Annotated in this window: 18 protein-coding genes and 1 other annotated feature; of the genes, 6 read left to right on the top strand and 12 right to left on the bottom strand. The window is 55.4% G+C overall.

Going from position 1 to position 18,788, the window contains the following annotated elements; genetic code table 11:
• Nucleotides 1-112: 112 nt before the first annotated feature.
• Nucleotides 113-541: a small heat shock chaperone IbpB gene (gene ibpB, locus ACLGE8_RS17865; RefSeq protein ID WP_411000149.1), complete on the bottom strand. Its 429-nt coding sequence runs from the start codon at nucleotides 539-541 to the stop codon at nucleotides 113-115.
• Between the two features lie 228 nt (nucleotides 542-769).
• On the bottom strand, nucleotides 770-1,183 hold the full coding sequence (gene ibpA, locus ACLGE8_RS17860; protein ID WP_035896433.1) for a small heat shock chaperone IbpA: 414 nt from the start codon (nucleotides 1,181-1,183) through the stop codon (nucleotides 770-772).
• Nucleotides 1,177-1,253, bottom strand: a sequence feature (ROSE (Repression Of Heat Shock gene Expression) occurs in the 5'-region of heat shock genes and acts as an RNA thermometer to modulate expression.). (Overlaps the previous gene by 7 nt.)
• A gap of 240 nt (nucleotides 1,254-1,493) precedes the next feature.
• Between ibpA and ACLGE8_RS17855 the strand changes: the two genes are divergently transcribed.
• Nucleotides 1,494-1,823, top strand: a complete 330-nt coding sequence (locus ACLGE8_RS17855) for a YceK/YidQ family lipoprotein (RefSeq protein WP_411000148.1) — start codon at nucleotides 1,494-1,496, stop codon at nucleotides 1,821-1,823.
• Between the two features lies 1 nt (nucleotide 1,824).
• Here the strand turns inward: ACLGE8_RS17855 and ACLGE8_RS17850 are convergent, their stop codons facing one another.
• From ACLGE8_RS17850 to dnaA, 10 genes are all read right to left on the bottom strand, one after another.
• Nucleotides 1,825-3,051: a DUF3748 domain-containing protein gene (locus ACLGE8_RS17850; RefSeq protein WP_411000147.1), complete on the bottom strand. Its 1,227-nt coding sequence runs from the start codon at nucleotides 3,049-3,051 to the stop codon at nucleotides 1,825-1,827.
• Between the two features lie 64 nt (nucleotides 3,052-3,115).
• The gene (locus ACLGE8_RS17845; RefSeq protein ID WP_411000251.1) at nucleotides 3,116-4,222 is read right to left on the bottom strand and encodes a DUF4056 domain-containing protein; all 1,107 of its coding nucleotides are present in this window, start codon (nucleotides 4,220-4,222) and stop codon (nucleotides 3,116-3,118) included.
• 14 nt (nucleotides 4,223-4,236) lie between these two features.
• Complete coding sequence (locus tag ACLGE8_RS17840) at nucleotides 4,237-5,367, bottom strand: BamA/TamA family outer membrane protein (protein ID WP_411000146.1); 1,131 nt, start codon at nucleotides 5,365-5,367, stop codon at nucleotides 4,237-4,239.
• Entirely contained in the window at nucleotides 5,364-6,377 is a 1,014-nt protein-coding gene (locus ACLGE8_RS17835) for a hypothetical protein (RefSeq protein ID WP_411000145.1), read from the bottom strand. Before ACLGE8_RS17835 ends, ACLGE8_RS17840 begins: the two co-directional genes overlap by 4 nt.
• A gap of 173 nt (nucleotides 6,378-6,550) precedes the next feature.
• Nucleotides 6,551-7,363, bottom strand: a complete 813-nt coding sequence (gene yidA / locus ACLGE8_RS17830) for a sugar-phosphatase (RefSeq protein ID WP_185668149.1) — start codon at nucleotides 7,361-7,363, stop codon at nucleotides 6,551-6,553.
• 121 nt (nucleotides 7,364-7,484) lie between these two features.
• Nucleotides 7,485-7,886 carry a YidB family protein gene (locus ACLGE8_RS17825; RefSeq protein ID WP_411000144.1) on the bottom strand — a complete coding sequence of 134 codons (402 nt, stop codon included), beginning with the start codon at nucleotides 7,884-7,886 and terminating at the stop codon, nucleotides 7,485-7,487.
• Between the two features lie 185 nt (nucleotides 7,887-8,071).
• Entirely contained in the window at nucleotides 8,072-10,486 is a 2,415-nt protein-coding gene (gene gyrB, locus ACLGE8_RS17820; RefSeq protein WP_411000143.1) for a DNA topoisomerase (ATP-hydrolyzing) subunit B, read from the bottom strand.
• A 28-nt stretch (nucleotides 10,487-10,514) separates the two neighbouring features.
• On the bottom strand, nucleotides 10,515-11,588 hold the full coding sequence (recF, locus tag ACLGE8_RS17815) for a DNA replication/repair protein RecF (RefSeq protein ID WP_220440788.1): 1,074 nt from the start codon (nucleotides 11,586-11,588) through the stop codon (nucleotides 10,515-10,517).
• Nucleotides 11,588-12,688 (bottom strand): DNA polymerase III subunit beta, encoded by a 1,101-nt coding sequence (dnaN, locus tag ACLGE8_RS17810; protein WP_035896448.1) that lies wholly within the window; start codon nucleotides 12,686-12,688, stop codon nucleotides 11,588-11,590. The genes recF and dnaN overlap by 1 nt, the downstream gene beginning before the upstream one ends.
• A 4-nt stretch (nucleotides 12,689-12,692) precedes the next feature.
• On the bottom strand, nucleotides 12,693-14,090 hold the full coding sequence (dnaA, locus tag ACLGE8_RS17805) for a chromosomal replication initiator protein DnaA (protein ID WP_411000142.1): 1,398 nt from the start codon (nucleotides 14,088-14,090) through the stop codon (nucleotides 12,693-12,695).
• A 777-nt stretch (nucleotides 14,091-14,867) separates the two neighbouring features.
• Between dnaA and rpmH the strand changes: the two genes are divergently transcribed.
• The 5 genes from rpmH (at nucleotide 14,868) to mnmE (ending at nucleotide 18,761) form a co-directional block, all read left to right on the top strand.
• Complete coding sequence (gene rpmH / locus ACLGE8_RS17800) at nucleotides 14,868-15,008, top strand: 50S ribosomal protein L34 (RefSeq protein ID WP_003849659.1); 141 nt, start codon at nucleotides 14,868-14,870, stop codon at nucleotides 15,006-15,008.
• 17 nt (nucleotides 15,009-15,025) lie between these two features.
• Entirely contained in the window at nucleotides 15,026-15,385 is a 360-nt protein-coding gene (gene rnpA / locus ACLGE8_RS17795; protein WP_034881900.1) for a ribonuclease P protein component, read from the top strand.
• Nucleotides 15,349-15,606, top strand: coding sequence for a membrane protein insertion efficiency factor YidD (gene yidD, locus ACLGE8_RS17790; RefSeq protein WP_015703903.1), 258 nt, complete (start codon nucleotides 15,349-15,351; stop codon nucleotides 15,604-15,606). Before rnpA ends, yidD begins: the two co-directional genes overlap by 37 nt.
• A 2-nt stretch (nucleotides 15,607-15,608) precedes the next feature.
• Nucleotides 15,609-17,255: a membrane protein insertase YidC gene (gene yidC / locus ACLGE8_RS17785; RefSeq protein WP_411000141.1), complete on the top strand. Its 1,647-nt coding sequence runs from the start codon at nucleotides 15,609-15,611 to the stop codon at nucleotides 17,253-17,255.
• 141 nt (nucleotides 17,256-17,396) lie between these two features.
• Nucleotides 17,397-18,761 carry a tRNA uridine-5-carboxymethylaminomethyl(34) synthesis GTPase MnmE gene (gene mnmE / locus ACLGE8_RS17780; protein ID WP_411000140.1) on the top strand — a complete coding sequence of 455 codons (1,365 nt, stop codon included), beginning with the start codon at nucleotides 17,397-17,399 and terminating at the stop codon, nucleotides 18,759-18,761.
• Nucleotides 18,762-18,788: the final 27 nt, after the last annotated feature.

Genomic DNA, 18,788 nt, shown 5'->3' with positions numbered 1-18,788 from the left:
AAACTGAAACACGCGTTGCAGCAAGGGCGACAAACATGCTTTCACTCGCAAAAAAAAGCCCCGATTTCTCGGGGCTAATTGGGCAAATCTATTAACTATTAACTATTAACTATTAACTATTCAACGCAGGTCGCTCGCTAATGGCGATACGCTGCGGTGCGATAGCTTCCGGCTCGTTGCGGGTAAGGTCGATATGCAGCAGGCCGTTGGTAAAGGTCGCACCAGCGACTTCCATATTTTCTGCCAGGGTGAAGCTCAGGCTAAAGGCCTGGGTAACCAGCCCCTGATGTAGCCATTTGGTCTCTTTTTCCTGCGGCTCTGGCGTGCCTTTTACGGTCAGGTGCGTGCCTTCGAGCTGAATATCCAGATCTTCCTGACGGAACCCGGCTAACGCTAAGGTAATGCGGTAGTGGTTATCGTCGCTTTTTTCGATGTTATATGGTGGGAAGGTCTGGCCTTCACTGGTGCTTTGCAGCGCGTTCGCCAGTTTGTCAAAACCGATCCATTGACGCAGCAGTGGGGATAAATCGTAGTTACGCATTGTGTTTCTCCTTCTAAGAAGCGAGTTTCCCCTTCACACTTCACGTTGCAGATGCGTTGGCTACGTTCGTTCACCCCAGTCACGTACTTATGTACGCTCCTGGGGATTCACTCCCTTGCCGCCTTCCTGCAACATGAATTGTTTCGGGCGAAAAAGTACCTTCCGGCTCCCTGACGGCAAGCCGATTGATGATTTAGCTAACAGGGCCGCACGGGCGGCCCGGCAAAATTAATTAATTTCGATACGACGCGGTTTGTCCGCGTCTGGAATCACGCGTTCCAGTTCGATATACAGCAGGCCGTTTACCAGGTTCGCGCCACGCACGTGGATGTGCTCCGCCAACTGGAATTTGCGCTCAAAGTTACGCTCGGCGATGCCTTGATAGAGATAGGTACGTTCTTTTTGCTCTGCGGCATGCGCGCCTTTTACCACCAGCATGTTGTCCTGCGCGGTGATTTCCAGCTCGCTTTCCGCAAAACCGGCCACGGCAATCGCGATGCGATAGTGGTTTTCATCAACCAGTTCAACGTTGTACGGAGGGTAGCCGCCGTTGCTTTGCGTTTGATTGTTTTCTAACAGGTTGAACAGACGATCAAAACCGATGGCAGAACGGTATAACGGGGATAAGTCAAAGTTACGCATAGTTAAATAGCTCCTGAAAATCAGCGAGAAATTAATCACCTTCCATCATGGACAGGTTGTTGAAGCCTAAACACCCCGAAGGCGTGTTCCTCCTGGCTACACCTATAAAATGTGGCGAAAAGAACCATTTTCAAGTCCTCATGTCTTACTTTTTTTGCACTTTCCCCCAGAGCGCTTAGACTGGGGTATGGCACAAATGGTCAAAGTGCGACAACCGCCACAGAGCGGCAAGCTGGTACTTCCTATTTTGGCAATGGGTGGATATAACCCGAGAAGGGCTGTTTTATGCCCGTGACTAGAAGAACTCACTATGAAAAATGTTCTGATTAAAGCCGCGCTGGTTGGGGGGATCTTCTTATCAGGAGGGTGTTCCAGCGTGATGTCACATACTGGCGGCAAAGAGGGGACCTATCCGGGCACCCGAGCGAGCGCCGCGATGCTGGGCGATGAAGACAGCGGCTGGGTCGCCAAATCGCTGGTTGCGATAGATATGCCGTTTACGGCGGTCATGGATACGGTGCTGCTGCCGTGGGATTTCTTCCGTAAGGACAACTCCGTACGCTCTCGCGTGGAAAAGAGCGAACAAGAGACGCTGGCGACCAATTCGGTTATTCCGCCAGCCCCAATGCCCGCTCCTTGATTCAGCGGCGGGTTTCAGTCATCCATAGCTGGCGGAAGCCGGCCACCTCTTCCATCCAGGCAATATGCTGACCGTCAGGCGAGAAGACCACCGCATCCGCCGACGGTGGATTTGCGTGATCTGCCGTTAAAAAGCTCACCGCGCCAGACGCGGCATCGCACATCGTTATACGCCCCTCCAGCACAAACCCCAGCCCGTTTCCCGACGGATGCCAGTTGAACGCCGATTGGATATCCGACGCATTGTGCGTCAACTGGCGCGGCTCGCCGCCTTCTGGCGAAATAAGCCATAGCTGCACTACGCCGCGATCATCGCGCATCAGAAATGCAATCTGTGTCCCCTGCGGGTTACTTCGCACCCAGTGGCGCGGCACGTTCACCAGCCCAGGAAACGCGCGTTGATGGGTAAAGGTCAGCCGCCGCTGATGTACGCCTGCAGGCGGCGCAGGCAGCGTTGTTGCCGTTCCGGATAGCGGCGCACTCCCTGCCTGTTTCCAGCCCGCCTCATCGCGCGGCAACGCCACCAGAAACAGCTCCGGCACTTTTTCACCGGCAGGTGAAACGGTATCGCCGATAAAGGCCAGCGCGGAAGAGCCAACCCACCCCTCTTCGTAGGCACGGTTGATCTCATCGCTGCCGGGCTGCGGTTGCGCTGTCGTCTGGCTCACCAGCACGCACCAATGGCTGCCGCCGTATTCACGCGGATGCTGGCCATTCGGCGTAACTGGGCCGAACGGTGCCGCCACGCCTACGTTGCGCTGATCCAGCGCCGGGTTGTATTCGTGCATGACGTGATCGTTATAGGTAAAGCTAACGTACTGCCCGCACGGGCTGTAGACATGAACATGGCTACCGCCGCGCAGCGCACCGGGGGTAAAGGGAGAGGTGATATCCATCGCATCCAGGTTTTGAGTTTTCCCCTGTGCGGTGACCACGCCGCGACGATGGTGAAAATCGTACTGCCACTGGGCATCCGGGTTTTCCGGGCCGTGGATAAACACGTATCGTTCTTCAGCGGGATGCACCGTGACCACGCCGACGTGCGCGCCTTCACTTGCACGATAAATCACCTCAATATCACCGCTGTGCACGTTCACGCGCTCGATGGTTTCACTGGTAAACGACGCGCCGGACGGGCGCACATCGAAAACCAGCCACTGGCTGTCCGGCGTCCAGGTTCGGGTATTGGTAAGCTGATGATGGCGCGGCGCAAAGGTGAGTTGTTTCATGCAGGAGTCCCGGTAGAAAGATACCGCCCCTTTTTACCACGCGGGGGCGCGAACCCATAAGCCTTTAGCGACGGGGCTGAGCATCCGCCTGCTGCGCGCTGGCCGCCAGGGCAGAAAAATCCTCCGCGGTGTAGTAACGCGCCGGCGGCGGAAGCTGCTTCATAGACGCGCCCGGCCATAGCTGCAGTTGCCCAAGGTCAGCAAGGGTGATGCCCTGCCAGCGATGCGGTAACGTCAGGCGCTGCGGCGCGCTCTGCTCGCCCGGTACGCGAGTTGGCAGACGGTTGTCACCCATCTGGAAGTTGCGATGCAGCACCAGGTATTTTTCCGGCACGCGGCGCTGACTGTTCCACCAGCGGCCGTCCAGCATATCGAAATGGAAGCGGGTCACCGCCGGAGGCTGAGCACCCAGATGCATTAGCGCCTGGGTGAGCGCAGTGCCCATCGCCGCATTGTAAACGCCCTGAGAAACGGTCTGTCCGTCAAGGATCAGCGAGACGGCTAAGCGCGCGCCGAGCAGGTTTGAGTAGAGATCTTCCGGCGAAAAGGCGGAAACTTCCTCCGAAAAGCCGGGAACAGACTCAAAACCGTACCATTGGGCAATCTCGTGCCACTCCGCGACCTGATACGCCAGATGCGCGGCAAGCCAGGCGGCGAGCGTGTAACGTTCAGCGGGAGCGGTGGGAGGAGTAAAAGCAGCAAAGACCATACGACGCTGCGCCAGCTCACTCTCCAGATCGAGCGTAAACGCCTGCCCAAGCCGCGGCAGCAGCTGGCTAAAGATATAGACCGTCATATCCGCCGTATCGCGGACGTGGGCGGTATCAATGAAACCACCGCGAGCGGTGTAGAGAATGCCGTTATTCTCGCTGCTCAAGCCGGTCAGATTCGCGAGACCAGCCAACATTTTATCATTGTACTGATGCTGCCCAAGTTGGCTGGCATAGGCCACGTTATCCAGTTGGTAGAACGGTACCGGCATGCCCAGCAACTCGGCGTGCAGGTTGTAGCCAAAGGCGCAGCACGGTCGCAACCCTTTTGGCAGCGGCTGCGGCGGCATGGCGGGCCAGGCGCTGCTGGCCTGTGAAGTGGCCTGAGCGCCTAAATCCAACGCCACCGGCAGCGCGGCGTAGACCTGCGCCACGGCGCACAGCGCCAGCAGCGATACCATTTTAATCAACGCCTTCAAAATGCCTCTCCTACCTGAAAGTAAAATCCACTGCTGCCTTTGCCGATGCCGTAATCCAGCCGGACGTTCACGCGCGGCTTGAACTCAAAACGATAGCCAACGCCCGCCGAGGGCAGCCAGCGTCCATCGTCCAGCGAGTGGAACGATGGCCCCATAGTCCCCGCCCCCAGCCAACCAACGATACCGTGCCGCCAGTCGAGCTTGCGGCGGTACTCCAGTTGACCGCTGACGGCGTTTTTATCCCGGTAGCGGCCTTCGTAGTAGCCGCGCATCCGCTGATTGCTGCCAAGCAGCGGCATCATCGTCCAGGGAACGTCGCCCTGGGTAAACGCGCCGTCCATCTCCCACGCCAGAACGTTGTTATCGTCCAGCGAGTGATAGCGGCTGTAGTGAAGTTGGTATTCATCGAAGCGGGTATCGCTGCCGACATCCGGGGTAAAGCGGGTATAACGGAGATCGGCGTACTGCCCTTTGCGCGGATTAGGGACAAAGTCGCGGTCGTCCCAGCTGAGATCAACGCTGCTGCCGGAACTCAATACCGACGCGCCCTGCGCGGTTTCGCTAATTTTTGGCGGATCGTTATCGTCTATTTGCGTCGCATGCTGGGCATTCAGCGACCAGCCGATACCCAGATAGACGTTGGGCGCCAGCCGGTGGTACAGCGTCGGGCGCAGGTCAAGATCCTGGGCGGTATACTGCTCTTTCTTACTGTCTTTATCTCCCGCGCTAAAACCCTGTCCCCAGTAGTAGGTTGGGGTGTCGGTCAGCGAGCCATCCAGAAAGAAACGCCAGCGATCGTCGGCGAAAAAGGCATAATTCTGCATCGTCACGCCAAAAGCGCCGGTCGAGCTAAAGTAGCCGCTTAGGGTCAGCGTTGAGTTTTGGCTGACCGTATCATTGGGATCGGGGCGGTACATGCCCACCACCGCCGTACCCACGCCGAGCCCTAGTTCCGGGGTGTAAAATGGCCCCGGCATCACGCCCCAATCAATGCCCTTGCTGGCATCAAAATCATCGCTAGCCCCCAGCGTTTTCAGCCAGCCATCAACCTGGTCGCGAGTCGGCAGCGCCGACTGGACTTGACCGGCAAACAGACAAAAAGGCAGGAGCAGAGCGAGGCGTGTCAAAAGCGATACTCTCCCGCCACAAAGAAGCTGTTGCGGTCAGCAAAACCAATCTCAGTGGTGACGTTAAAGTTGCGGGTGAGTTCATACTGCGCGCCTACCAATACGTTCCACGGCGATGACAGATGCTGTTTTACGTCGAAGCGGCCTTTGCCATCACGGTTCGCCGCATTCACCATTTCCTGCAGCGCCGCAGACGGCATGGTGAGGTCGCTCAGGCTGCCTTTAAATTCCTGCTGCACGTCCTGATACATGGTGCCCACCCACAGGTTTAACTTACCGGAAGGCAGATGCAGGGTATCGATGCCCGGCGTGTTAAAACGGTAGCCAATACGCGGAGAAATAGTGAACGCGTCGATGCTGCCATCCAGAATATCGAACCGTGTCTGGGTGTAGTTGGCGTCGAAGGCGGTAAACCAGTTACCGACGCCGCCGACCAGCGTGGTACCGACTCCGTAGGTGGTACCCTTAAAATCGAGCTGAAAAGCCAGGTTCTGCAAATTACCAGGGTAGCGATATTTTCGCGGCCCTTTTATCCCCACGCCAATCTGCGAAACGGAGTGCCCATCGGTATACCCCACCAGGCCATACACATTCATAAACGGCAGCAGCCAGGCATCCAGCTTTACCGTTTCGGTTTTGCTTCTTTCGCGGGTATTGCCCACGTTGATTTTAAAGGCGTTATCTAGCGAATGGCCTTTCAGAGACAGTCCATTAAAATTGATACTATCTACATCAATATTCTGCCGGATATTCATGTAGTTAATATTCACGCCAAACGGTAATGGCAGCTCATAGCCGCGTTTACGCGCTTCATCACCTAAGAAAGGTAAAACGGAGTGGCCTTCTTCCGGCGCCACGGCCACAGGTTTCGCAGGCAAAGGGGTGGCCTGACTATCATCCTGATAGCCATAAAGCGGTGTCAGCGTCGAGTCAGAATCCGTCGCAGCCCAGGTCTGAAAAACCATACAGGATGACATCATCAGCACCAGACGGATGCGTTTGTTGATCATAAATGAAGCGTATTTACAGGCAGGTATGCCGGGAGATAAAAGAGGGGGAGGAGAGTAATGAAATTACGGACTGATTACGGGGACTTCCGTGCGATTTAACACCTGATAATACAATAACAAGTTTGCAAACAATCTTAAGGTTAGTGCCCGGACGATGCCGGGCAACGGGAACATCAGGACAGGACGTACTTTTCGATCGCCCAGGCAACGCCATCTTCCAGGTTTGATTTAGTGACGAAGTTCGCCGCCTCTTTCACCGCCGGAATCGCGTTATCCATCGCCACGCCAACGCCCGCGTATTCAATCATCGCAATGTCGTTTTCCTGGTCACCGATAGCCATCACCTCTTCGGCCTTGATGCCCAGCACGTCGGCCAGCGATTTCACGCCGGTGCCTTTGTTGACGCGCTTATCGAGGATCTCGAGGAAGTACGGCGAGCTCTTCAGTACGGTGTATTTCTCTTTCACTTCCGGCGGGATACGGGCAATCGCTTTATCCAGAATGGCCGGCTCATCGATCATCATCACCTTGAGGAATTCGGTTGCCGGGTCCATTTTCTCTGCTTCGCAGAACACCAGCGGGATGGTGGCGATAAAGGATTCGTGCACGGTGTAGTAGCTGATGTCGCGGTTCGCGGTGTACAGCGTGTTGCGGTCCAGCGCGTGGAAGTGAGAGCCGACTTTACGCGACAGTTCTTCCAGGAAGCGGTAGTCATCGTAGTTCAGCGCAGTCTGCGCCACGGTGCTGCCATCACCCGCTTTCTGCACCAGCGCACCGTTATAGGTAATGCAGTAATCTCCCGGCTCATTCATTCCCAGCTCTTTCAGGTAGCTGTGCACACCGGCGTACGGACGCCCGGTGGTCAGGACCACGTTAACCCCTTTTGCACGTGCTGCAGCCAGCGCGTTTTTTACCGCTGGAGAAATAGTGTGGTCCGGCAACAGCAATGTTCCGTCCATGTCGATTGCAATAAGTTTAATAGCCATGAGATCCCCAGGTTAGATGAGTCTGTTCTCATGCTAACGCGATTAAGCTCAAAAAACAGTAGCCCGTAGCGCCTAAAACGGGGATACAACGCGAGAAGCGTGCTCCCCTTTTGCCGCATCGCTAACCGAAGAGCTTGCCGCCCTTCAGCAGATCCATGCCCGCCGACAGCAAATTGTTATGCGCCTGCGGGTCCACTTCGCCTTTTGGCGACAGCGCATCGACGATTTTCGGCAGGTATTCCGCCAGCATCGTTGAGGCGGAACTGGCATCGGTGCCCAGCTTTTCGCCCAGATCCGACACGGCGGGCGCGCCGAGCACAGAGACGATCTGATCGCTGCTAATCGATTGATTACTTTGTTGATTGCTTATCCAGGATGAAACGATGTCACCGAGCCCGCCGCTTTGCAGCTTCTCCAGCAGCGCCTGAATACCGCCCTGCTCGTTTACCCAGTTCAGGATAGCCTGATATTTACCCGCATCGCCGCTGAGCAGCGAACCTACGACATCATCAAAAAGCCCCATTTTTCCACCTCGGAATGACGGTTAATAGAAGACGTAGAGAAGTATAGTTCGTGGGCGACAGGCATAAAAAAACGCCTGAAAAATTCAGGCGTTTTTAATCTGTAGGCCTGATAAGCGTAGCGCCATCAGGCTCAATGCAGGACATTGCCGGATGGCGGCGTAAACGCCTTATCCGGCCTACAGCGTTAGATATCGATGTTCGCGGCTTTCAGGGCGTTCTCTTCGATAAAGGCACGACGCGGCTCAACGGCATCACCCATCAGGGTGGTGAACAGCTGGTCAGCGGCAATCGCATCTTTCACGGTTACGCGCAGCATACGGCGGCTGTCCGGGTCCATAGTGGTTTCCCACAGCTGATCCGGGTTCATCTCACCCAGACCTTTATAACGCTGGATAGCCAGACCACGACGGGACTCTTTCACCAGCCAATCCAGCGCCTGCTCGAAGCTGGCAACCGGCTGACGGCGTTCGCCACGTTCGATGAACGCGTCTTCTTCCACCAGGCCACGCAGTTTCTCACCCAGCGTGAAGATACGACGGTATTCGCCACCGTTAACAAACTCGCTGTCCAGCACGTAGTCGGTATCCACGCCGTGGGTACGAACGCGAATAATCGGCTCAAAGTGCTGCTGTTCAACGTTGTGCTGAATATCAAACTTCCACTGGCTGCCGTGCTGTTCTTTTTCGTTCAGCTCGGTAACCAGCGCGTTCACCCAACGCGTCACTTTCTGTTCGTCGGACAGGTCAGCTTCCACCAGCGTTGGCTGATAGATAAGCTCTTTCAGCAGCGCTTTCGGGAAGCGACGTTCCATACGGTTGATCATTTTCTGAGTCGCGTTGAACTCGGCAACCAGTTTTTCCAGCGGCTCACCCGCTAACGCTGGCGCGCTGGCGTTGGTGTGCAGGGTTGCGCCATCAAGCGCGATGGAGATCTGATACTGATCCATCGCTTCATCGTCTTTAATGTACTGTTCCTGCTTGCCTTTCTTCACTTTGTACAGCGGTGGCTGTGCAATGTAGACGTGGCCGCGTTCAACAATTTCCGGCATCTGGCGATAGAAGAAGGTCAACAGCAACGTACGAATGTGCGAGCCGTCGACGTCCGCATCGGTCATGATGATGATGCTGTGATAACGCAGTTTGTCCGGGTTGTACTCGTCGCGACCGATGCCGCAGCCCAGCGCGGTGATAAGCGTGGCCACTTCCTGAGAGGAGAGCATCTTGTCGAAGCGCGCTTTCTCAACGTTGAGGATTTTACCCTTCAGCGGCAGAATCGCCTGGTTCTTACGGTTACGCCCCTGCTTCGCAGAGCCGCCCGCGGAGTCCCCTTCCACGAGGTACAGTTCAGACAGCGCCGGGTCGCGTTCCTGACAGTCAGCCAGTTTGCCCGGCAGGCCTGCTAAGTCCAGCGCGCCTTTACGACGGGTCATTTCACGGGCTTTACGCGCCGCTTCACGCGCACGTGCCGCGTCGATAATTTTGCCTACTACGATTTTCGCGTCAGACGGGTTTTCCAGCAGGTATTCGCTCAGCAGTTCGTTCATCTGCTGTTCTACTGCCGTTTTCACCTCGGAGGAGACCAGTTTGTCTTTGGTCTGAGAGGAGAATTTCGGGTCCGGTACCTTCACGGAAACCACCGCAATCAGGCCTTCACGGGCATCGTCACCGGTGGCGCTGACTTTCGCTTTTTTGCTGTAGCCTTCTTTATCCATGTAGGCGTTCAGGGTACGGGTCATCGCCGCACGGAAGCCTGCAAGGTGAGTACCGCCATCACGCTGTGGAATGTTGTTGGTGAAGCAGTAGATGTTTTCCTGGAAACCATCGTTCCACTGCAGCGCAACTTCGACGCCGATACCGTCTTTTTCGGTGGAGAAATAGAAGATATTCGGGTGAATTGGCGTTTTGTTCTTGTTGAGATACTCAACGAACGCCTTGATGCCGCCTTCATAGTGGAAATGGTCTTCTTTACCGTCACGCTTATCGCGCAGGCGAATAGAGACGCCGGAGTTCAGGAACGACAGTTCGCGCAGACGTTTTGCCAGGATGTCGTATTCGAACTCGGTGACGTTGGTGAAGGTTTCGTAGCTCGGCCAGAAACGCACCATGGTACCGGTTTTTTCGGTATCGCCGGTCACGGCCAGCGGTGCCTGTGGCACGCCGTGCGCGTAAATCTGACGGTGAATTTTGTTATCGCGCTGGATAACCAGTTCCAGCTTCTGGGACAGGGCGTTAACTACGGAAACACCCACGCCGTGCAGACCGCCGGAGACTTTATAGGAGTTATCGTCGAACTTACCGCCTGCGTGCAGAACGGTCATGATGACTTCCGCAGCAGAAACGCCCTCTTCCGGGTGAATACCGGTTGGGATACCACGGCCGTCATCCTGTACGGAAACGGAGTTATCGCTGTGAATAGTAACAACGATATCTTTGCAGTAACCAGCGAGCGCTTCGTCGATAGCGTTATCCACAACCTCAAATACCATGTGGTGCAGACCGGTGCCGTCATCCGTGTCGCCGATATACATACCCGGGCGCTTACGCACCGCATCCAGCCCTTTCAGGACTTTGATACTGGAGGAGTCATAAGAATTCGACATCAACGTTTCTCGCTCATTTAAACTTGGGTTAATCCGTTATTTTACCCTTTTCCACGTTAAACATCTTCGAATTTTCGTCCGACATGTCCAGAACGTGTTCAGCGCTGATCGCGCTGACGAAAACCTGAGACTGTGTAGCTTTTAAACGGCTGGCCAGCAGGCCACGCCGCGCATCATCAAGTTCCGAGGCAAAATCATCTATCAGGTACAGGCAGCGTCTCCCGCTTTCGCGAGTTAAAAACTCGCCCTGTGCCAGGCGTAACGCGCACATCAGCAGCTTAAGCTGCCCGCGCGATAAGGTGTCTTCCACCGGCGCGCCGTCGGCGCGAATGCGGAAGTCCGCCTTGTGCGGGCCGTGTGCCGTGTAGGTCAGCATACGGTCGCGTTCGAAGTTTCTCTCCAGCACTTCGGCATAGTCAGTTTCTTTTTCCCAGCCGCGCTGGAAGGAGAAGGTCAGAGAGAACTCCGGGAGAAATTGTTTGCAGGTATCCGCCATATCTTCGGCGATACCGGCGCTGTATTCCGCGCGCCAGCGGCTGATTTGCTCGGCCAGTGGAATAAGTTCCATATCCCACGGGCGTAACTGCGCGTAGCGGCTCACCTGGCGCAGCGCGGCGTTGCGCTGCTTGAGCAACCGTTTCAGGTTACTCCAGGCGTTGAAGAATCCGGCTTCGTTGTGGAAGCATCCCCAATCAAGGAACGCTCTTCTATATTTGGGGCCGCCGTTGAGTAAAGTAAACCCCTCAGGCGTAATCAGCTGCATCGGCATCAGCAGCGCCAGTTCGGCCACTTTATGGCCGTCGGTGCCGTCGATACGCACCTTGCTGTCGCCCTGCTTGTCTTTGGTCAGGCCGATAGACGTTTCACGCTCCGCGCCCTGTAGGCGACCGTGCAGGACAAATGATTCCTGCTCGTGGCGGATAACGCGGCCAATCTGCAAACTGCGAAACGCCCGGCCATGGCCGAGCGTATAGATGGCTTCCAGCACGCTGGTTTTGCCGCTGCCGTTGGCGCCAACCAGGAAGTTAAAGCCGGGGGATAACGCGAGATCCGCGTTTTCGATATTGCGAAAATCGCGGATCAACAGGCGGGAGAGCGACATTACAGTCTCATTGGCATTACAACATAGGCAGCCGACTGTGATGCGGCATCTTCAATCTGTACGCTCGATACGGAATCGGTCAGCAGAATGCGCACGTTCTCGCACTTCAGCGCGTTCAGAACGTCCAGCACGTAGCTGACGTTGAAGCCGATTTCCAGCTCGGTGCCCGGGTAGGAGACATCCAGAATTTCTTCCGCTTCTTCCTGCTCTGGGTTGTTGGCGGTGATTTTCAGCTGGTTTTCGCTGACAAACAGACGCACGCCGCGGAATTTCTCGTTAGAGAGAATCGCCGCACGGGCAAAGGCCTGCTTGAGGATATCGCAGCCGGCTTCCAGATGTTTGTCCGGATTCTTCGGCAATACGCGGCGATAATCCGGGAAACGGCCATCAACCAGCTTGGAAGTGAAGATGAAATCACCGACGTGCGCGCGGATGTTGTTGCTGCCGATCTGCACGCGCAGCGGCGTATCGCCACCGTCGAGCATACGCATCAGCTCAATCACCCCTTTACGCGGCACGATCACCGAATGGCTCGGCAGCGATTGCCCGATAGGCATGGAGCAGACCGCCAGACGGTGGCCGTCGGTTGCCACGGTACGCAGCTCTTCACCTTCGGTTTCGAACAGCATGCCGTTTAAGTAATAACGAACGTCCTGATGCGCCATCGAGAACTGCGTGGCTTCAATCAGGCGCTTCATGGTCGCCTGCGGCAGAGTAAATTCGACTTCGCTCTGCCAATCGTCCAGGTTCGGGAAGTCGGCGGCAGGCAGCGTAGAAAGCGAGAAGCGGCTACGGCCAGAGCGCACCAACATACGGTCGCCTTCCAGCTGTACGGCAATCTCAGCACCTTCCGGCAAGCCACGGCAAATATCAAAGAATTTACGCGCCGGGACGGTAGTCGCGCCCGGTTCATGTGCCTGCAGCAGCGCCACGCGCGCTACCATTTCCATTTCTAAATCGGTACCGGTCAGCGACAGCGTGCCGTCCGCGACCTGCAGCAGCAGGTTACCCAGAATCGGCAATGTCGGACGCCCGCCTAACGGGCCACTCACCTGTTGTAACGGTTTTAATAAATGTTCACGTTCTACGGTAAATTTCATAGGATCACGACGACAATGTTCTGATTAAATTGGAAAAGTCTTCTTTGATATCGTGGCTTTCTTCACGCAGCTGTTCAATCTTACGGCAGGCGTGCAGCACGGTGGTATGGTCACGGCCACCAAACGCATCGCCAATCTCCGGCAGACTGTGGTTGGTGAGTTCTTTCGCCAACGCCATCGCCATCTGGCGCGGACGCGCTACCGAACGAGAACGTCGTTTGGAGAGCAGATCCGCGACTTTAATTTTGTAGTACTCCGCCACCGTCTTCTGAATATTGTCGATGGTGACCAGCTTTTCCTGCAGCGCTAACAGGTCGCGCAGCGCTTCGCGCACGAAATCGATGGTGATCGCCCGGCCGGTAAAGTTGGCGTTGGCGATAACGCGGTTCAGTGCCCCTTCAAGTTCACGCACGTTAGAGCGTAGACGCTTGGCAATGAAGAACGCCACCTCGCCAGGCAGACGAATATCGTTTTCGTCGGCTTTTTTCATCAGGATAGCGACGCGGGTCTCAAGCTCAGGCGGCTCAATGGCCACCGTCAGACCCCAGCCGAAGCGGGACTTCAGACGATCTTCTACACCGTTGATCTCTTTCGGATAGCGATCCGACGTGAGGATGATCTGCTGATTACCTTCCAGCAGGGCGTTAAAGGTGTGGAAGAACTCTTCCTGAGAGCGCTCTTTGTTGGCGAAGAATTGAATATCATCGATCAGCAGGGCATCCACTGAACGATAGTAGCGTTTAAACTCTTCGATCGCGTTGTTTTGCAGGGCTTTTACCATGTCCTGGACAAAGCGCTCGGAGTGCATATACACCACTTTCGCGTTCGGTTTGCGGGCGATAATACCGTTGCCTACCGCGTGCAGCAGGTGCGTTTTCCCCAGACCGGTGCCGCCGTAGAGGAACAGGGGGTTATACGCGCCGCCAGGGTTGTCTGCCACCTGACGCGCCGCCGCGCGGGCCAGTTGGTTCGACTTACCTTCAACGAAGTTATCAAAAGTATGTTTAACGTTGACGTTGGAGCGATAGGAAGGCTCGGCAGGTGCCGGGACGTTGTCCCATCCTGCACGCGGTGCCGGGGCAACGCGCGGGGTATGAACCTGGGCCATCTGGGCCGGAGCGCTGACGTTCGCCGTCTCTCTTAGCGTTTGGGTGACGGGCTTAGTGCCAACCTCAAAGCGCAGCTGCGGGGCATCGGCGCCGCAGAAATCATTCAGCAGGCCGTTGATGTTATTGAGGTATTTATCTCTAACCCAATCAAGTACGAAACGGTTTGGCGCATACAGTGCCAGCGTGTTATCGCTTAGTTCCGCCTGCAATGGGCGGATCCACATGCTGAATTCTGTGGCTGGTAACTCATCCTGCAATCGGGCAAGACATTGCTGCCAAAGCGAAAGTGACACGGCGGACTCCACTCGAAAAAAGTCGATACACATCATCCTCCAGGCAAACCTGCAGGCTACCTCTGACGATCCTGCCGCCAGCAAAACTGAATACTGGCGGGGATTCATTCAGTTGCTGCATAGATGCAGCCCGAACAATGCTGTGTATAAGATTAAAAATTCGTGATTTTTGGCACACGTCGAAAAGACCCGATGCAAGCGGGTGACGCGCGAACCGCTATCTGCGGTTTTCAACCACCTCTTTCAGACACGGTGCTGAAATGGCGCGGTTATTTTCCCCTTTTACGATCCACCGATCGCGATCGGGCCGAGGATCATAGCGTAAACTGCGCCAGAGATCTTCTGTTTCTCACAGTTTCTTCCCGATTTATCCACAGGGTGGATCCGGCAAGCGCTAAGTGTAAACGATCCCGATAAAGAGAAGGCACGATTTCCTTCGCATATTGGAAAAATTAATGACTAGCGACAAATTTCTGCTTAAATGATCTAACAAAGATCCAGGATGATCCTTGCGCTTTAATGGGCAGGCCGTATAATCCCCCACCCGGCATGTTCTGCGCGAATTTTGGTGAAGGACGCTGCTCATTTACCGGGCGAAAAACTGCGGTGATACGTGGTTTTTTACGCGGTAAATAAGGAAAGAGAATTGACTCCGGAGTGTACAATTATTACAATCCGGCCTCTTTAATCACCCATGGCTTCGGTGTCCATCGTTCGATTTTCGTTCGGATATCCAATAAAGCCATTGAATTTATTCAAGTTTAGGTAGAAATCGCCATGAAACGCACTTTTCAACCGTCTGTACTGAAGCGCAACCGTTCTCACGGCTTCCGTGCTCGTATGGCTACTAAAAATGGTCGTCAGGTTCTGGCACGTCGTCGTGCTAAAGGCCGTTCTCGTCTGACCGTTTCTAAGTAATAAAGCTAACCCCTCGAGTGGTTAAGCTAGCATTTCCCAGGGAGTTACGTTTGTTAACTCCCACTCATTTCACATTCGTCTTCCAGCAGCCACAACGGGCTGGCACGCCGCAAATCACCATTCTCGGCCGCCTGAATTCGCTGGGGCATCCCCGTATCGGTCTCACCGTCGCCAAGAAAAACGTCAAACGCGCACATGAACGCAATCGGATTAAACGTCTGACGCGTGAAAGTTTCCGTTTGCGTCAGCATGAACTCCCGCCAATGGATTTCGTGGTGGTGGCAAAGAGAGGGGTTGCCGACCTCGATAACCGTGCTCTCTCGGAAGCGTTGGAAAAATTATGGCGCCGCCATTGTCGCCTGGCTCGCGGGTCCTGATAGGCCTTATCCGGGTCTATCAGCGCCTGATTAGTCCGCTACTCGGGCCACATTGCCGTTTCACGCCAACCTGTTCTCAATACGGAATTGAGGCATTGCGCAGGTTTGGAGTGATAAAAGGCAGTTGGTTGACAGTGAAACGCGTATTAAAATGCCACCCTTTACACCCTGGTGGTGACGACCCCGTCCCGCCTGGACCATTTGATACCAGAGAACACTAACGATGGATTCGCAACGCAATCTCCTTATCATCGCTTTGTTGTTCGTGTCTTTCATGATCTGGCAAGCCTGGGAGCAGGATAACAATCCTCAAGCCCAGCAGCAGACCACGCAGACTACGACCACAGCAGCGGGTAGCGCCGCAGACCAGGGCGTACCGGCCAGTGGCCAAGGGAAACTGATTACGGTTAAAACTGATGTGCTTGAGCTGACTATCAACACTCGCGGTGGTGATATTGAGCAAGCGCTGCTTCCGGCTTACCCGAAAGCACTGAAATCTGACGAACCGTTCCAGTTACTGGAAACCACCCCACAGTTTGTCTATCAGGCACAAAGCGGCTTAACCGGTCGTGATGGCCCGGATAACCCGGCTAACGGCCCGCGTCCGCTGTATAACGTCGATAAAGATGCGTTTGTGATGGCCGATGGCCAGAACGAAATCGTCATTCCGCTGACCTATACCGATAAAGCAGGCAACGTCTTCACCAAAACCTTCACCCTGAAACGCGGTGATTATGCGGTGAACGTGAGCTATGACGTGAAGAACGCCGGCGAGAAACCGCTGGAAGTCTCTACCTTCGGTCAGTTGAAGCAGACGGCAGCACTGCCAACCAGTCGCGATACGCAGTCTGGCGGCCTGTCTACCATGCACACCTTCCGTGGCGCAGCGTACTCAACGTCTGATTCGAAATACGAAAAATATAAATTCGATACTATCGTTGATAACGAGAACCTGAACACCAACACTAAAAACGGTTGGGTTGCCATGCTGCAGCAGTACTTCACTACTGCATGGGTTCCACAGAACAACGGTACCAATAACTTCTACACCGCTAACCTCGGTAACGGCGTAGTGGCTATCGGCTACAAATCTCAGCCAGTTCTGGTACAGCCAGGTCAGGCAGATAAACTGCAGAGCACCCTGTGGGTCGGCCCAGCAATCCAGGACAAAATGGCTGCCGTTGCGCCGCACCTGGATCTGACCGTTGACTACGGCTGGCTGTGGTTCATCTCTCAGCCGCTGTTCAAACTGCTGAAATGGATCCATAGCTTCCTGGGTAACTGGGGCTTCTCCATCATTGTTATCACCTTTATCGTTCGTGGCATCATGTACCCGCTGACTAAAGCGCAGTACACCTCCATGGCGAAGATGCGTATGCTGCAGCCTAAGATTCAGGCCATGCGTGAGCGTCTGGGCGACGACAAACAGCGTCAAAGCCAGGAAATGATGGCCCTGTATAAAGCGGAAAAAGTTAACCCACTGGGTGGCTGCTTCCCGCTGATTATTCAGATGCCAATCTTCCTTGCTCTGTACTACATGCTGAGCGCCTCGGTTGAACTGCGTCATGCGCCGTTTATCCTGTGGATCCACGACCTGTCTGCACAAGACCCGTACTACATCCTGCCGATCATCATGGGCGCGACGATGTTCTTCATTCAGAAGATGTCTCCGACGACCGTGACCGACCCGATGCAGCAGAAGATCATGACCTTTATGCCGGTCATCTTCACGGTGTTCTTCCTGTGGTTCCCATCTGGCCTGGTGGTGTACTACATCGTCAGCAACCTGGTTACCATCATTCAGCAGCAGCTGATTTACCGTGGTCTGGAAAAACGTGGCCTGCATAGCCGCGAGAAGAAAAAATCCTGATTCGGTGTAGGCCGGATAAGGCGAAGCCGCCATCCGGCTATGCGCGCCGCGCTGCCTGATGGCGCTAACGCTTATCAGGCCTACAATCAAAAGGCGGTCATATGACCGCCTTTTTTTATTGCGACACTGTAGAGACAAACCATGAGCCAAAACGACACTATCGTCGCCCAGGCCACCCCACCGGGACGCGGTGGTGTGGGCATTCTGCGCATCTCCGGCCTGAAGGCGAGAGATGTCGCGCAGGCGGTGCTGGGCAAACTGCCTAAACCGCGCTACGCCGATTACCTGCCGTTCAAAGACAGCGACGGCAGCGCGCTGGATCAGGGCATTGCGCTGTGGTTCCCCGGCCCGAATTCGTTCACCGGTGAAGACGTGCTGGAGCTTCAGGGCCACGGCGGCCCGGTGATCCTCGACCTGCTACTAAAACGTATTCTGACGCTGCCGGGTGTACGCATTGCCAATCCCGGTGAATTTTCCGAGCGTGCGTTTTTAAACGATAAGCTCGACCTGGCGCAGGCAGAAGCCATTGCCGACTTGATCGATGCCAGCTCTGAGCAGGCAGCACGCTCCGCGCTGAACTCGCTGCAGGGAGCCTTCTCGGCGCGCGTAAACCATCTTGTGGAAGCACTCACTCACCTGCGCATCTACGTTGAAGCAGCTATCGACTTCCCGGACGAGGAGATAGACTTCCTCTCCGACGGGAAAATCGAAGCGCAGCTGAATACGGTAATGGGCGATCTCGACGCCGTGCGCGCCGAAGCGCGTCAGGGCAGCCTGCTGCGCGAAGGGATGAAGGTGGTGATTGCCGGTCGCCCGAACGCCGGGAAATCGAGCCTGCTGAACGCCCTGGCGGGCCGTGAAGCGGCTATCGTTACCGACATCGCAGGCACCACCCGCGACGTGCTGCGCGAGCATATCCATATCGACGGCATGCCGCTGCATATCATCGATACCGCCGGTCTGCGCGATGCCAACGATGAAGTTGAACGTATCGGCATCGAGCGCGCCTGGCAGGAAATTGAGCAAGCTGACCGCGTGCTGTTTATGGTCGATGGCACGACAACCGACGCCACCGACCCTGCAGACATCTGGCCGGACTTTATCGCCCGTCTGCCGGCAAACTTGCCGATCACCGTGGTGCGCAACAAGGCCGATATCACTGGCGAAACGCTGGGGCTCAGCGAAGTAAATGGCCACTCACTTGTGCGCCTCTCCGCGCGCACCGGCGAAGGCGTCGACGTGCTGCGTAACCATCTCAAACAGAGCATGGGCTTCGAAAACAACATGGAAGGCGGCTTCCTGGCGCGCCGTCGCCACCTGCAGGCGCTTTCCGATGCCGCAGAGCATCTGGAGCAGGGTAAAGCCCAGCTGCTCGGTGCCTGGGCCGGAGAACTGCTGGCAGAAGAGCTGCACCTGGCGCAGCAGAGCCTGAGTGAGATCACCGGGGAATTTACCTCCGACGATCTCCTGGGACGGATTTTCTCTAGTTTCTGTATTGGTAAGTAAGCCATCAAACCCGAATTAACTCACTGT

The sequence above is a fragment of the Kluyvera sp. 142486 genome, from assembly GCF_046569695.1.
In the GTDB taxonomy this organism is placed as follows: Bacteria; Pseudomonadota; Gammaproteobacteria; order Enterobacterales; family Enterobacteriaceae; genus Kluyvera.
Note: the sequence above shows the minus strand (reverse complement) of the source record. Positions and strands in the feature narration are given on the sequence as shown.

Bases quoted from the DNA above. Each gene is read 5' to 3' on its own strand.
- ACLGE8_RS17825 (WP_411000144.1), bottom strand. From the start codon at position 7,886: ATGGGGCTTTTTGATGATGTCGTAGGTTCGCTGCTCAGCGGCGATGCG.
- yidA (WP_185668149.1), bottom strand. From the start codon at position 7,363: ATGGCTATTAAACTTATTGCAATCGACATGGACGGAACATTGCTGTTG.
- ACLGE8_RS17850 (WP_411000147.1), bottom strand. From the start codon at position 3,051: ATGAAACAACTCACCTTTGCGCCGCGCCATCATCAGCTTACCAATACC.
- ACLGE8_RS17845 (WP_411000251.1), bottom strand. From the start codon at position 4,222: ATGGTATCGCTGCTGGCGCTGTGCGCCGTGGCGCAGGTCTACGCCGCG.
- yidD (WP_015703903.1), top strand. From the start codon at position 15,349: ATGGCGCCGCCATTGTCGCCTGGCTCGCGGGTCCTGATAGGCCTTATC.
- ACLGE8_RS17855 (WP_411000148.1), top strand. From the start codon at position 1,494: ATGAAAAATGTTCTGATTAAAGCCGCGCTGGTTGGGGGGATCTTCTTA.
- dnaN (WP_035896448.1), bottom strand. From the start codon at position 12,688: ATGAAATTTACCGTAGAACGTGAACATTTATTAAAACCGTTACAACAG.
- gyrB (WP_411000143.1), bottom strand. From the start codon at position 10,486: ATGTCGAATTCTTATGACTCCTCCAGTATCAAAGTCCTGAAAGGGCTG.
- yidC (WP_411000141.1), top strand. From the start codon at position 15,609: ATGGATTCGCAACGCAATCTCCTTATCATCGCTTTGTTGTTCGTGTCT.
- ibpA (WP_035896433.1), bottom strand. From the start codon at position 1,183: ATGCGTAACTTTGACTTATCCCCGTTATACCGTTCTGCCATCGGTTTT.
- mnmE (WP_411000140.1), top strand. From the start codon at position 17,397: ATGAGCCAAAACGACACTATCGTCGCCCAGGCCACCCCACCGGGACGC.
- rpmH (WP_003849659.1), top strand. From the start codon at position 14,868: ATGAAACGCACTTTTCAACCGTCTGTACTGAAGCGCAACCGTTCTCAC.
- ACLGE8_RS17835 (WP_411000145.1), bottom strand. From the start codon at position 6,377: ATGATCAACAAACGCATCCGTCTGGTGCTGATGATGTCATCCTGTATG.
- ibpB (WP_411000149.1), bottom strand. From the start codon at position 541: ATGCGTAACTACGATTTATCCCCACTGCTGCGTCAATGGATCGGTTTT.
- recF (WP_220440788.1), bottom strand. From the start codon at position 11,588: ATGTCGCTCTCCCGCCTGTTGATCCGCGATTTTCGCAATATCGAAAAC.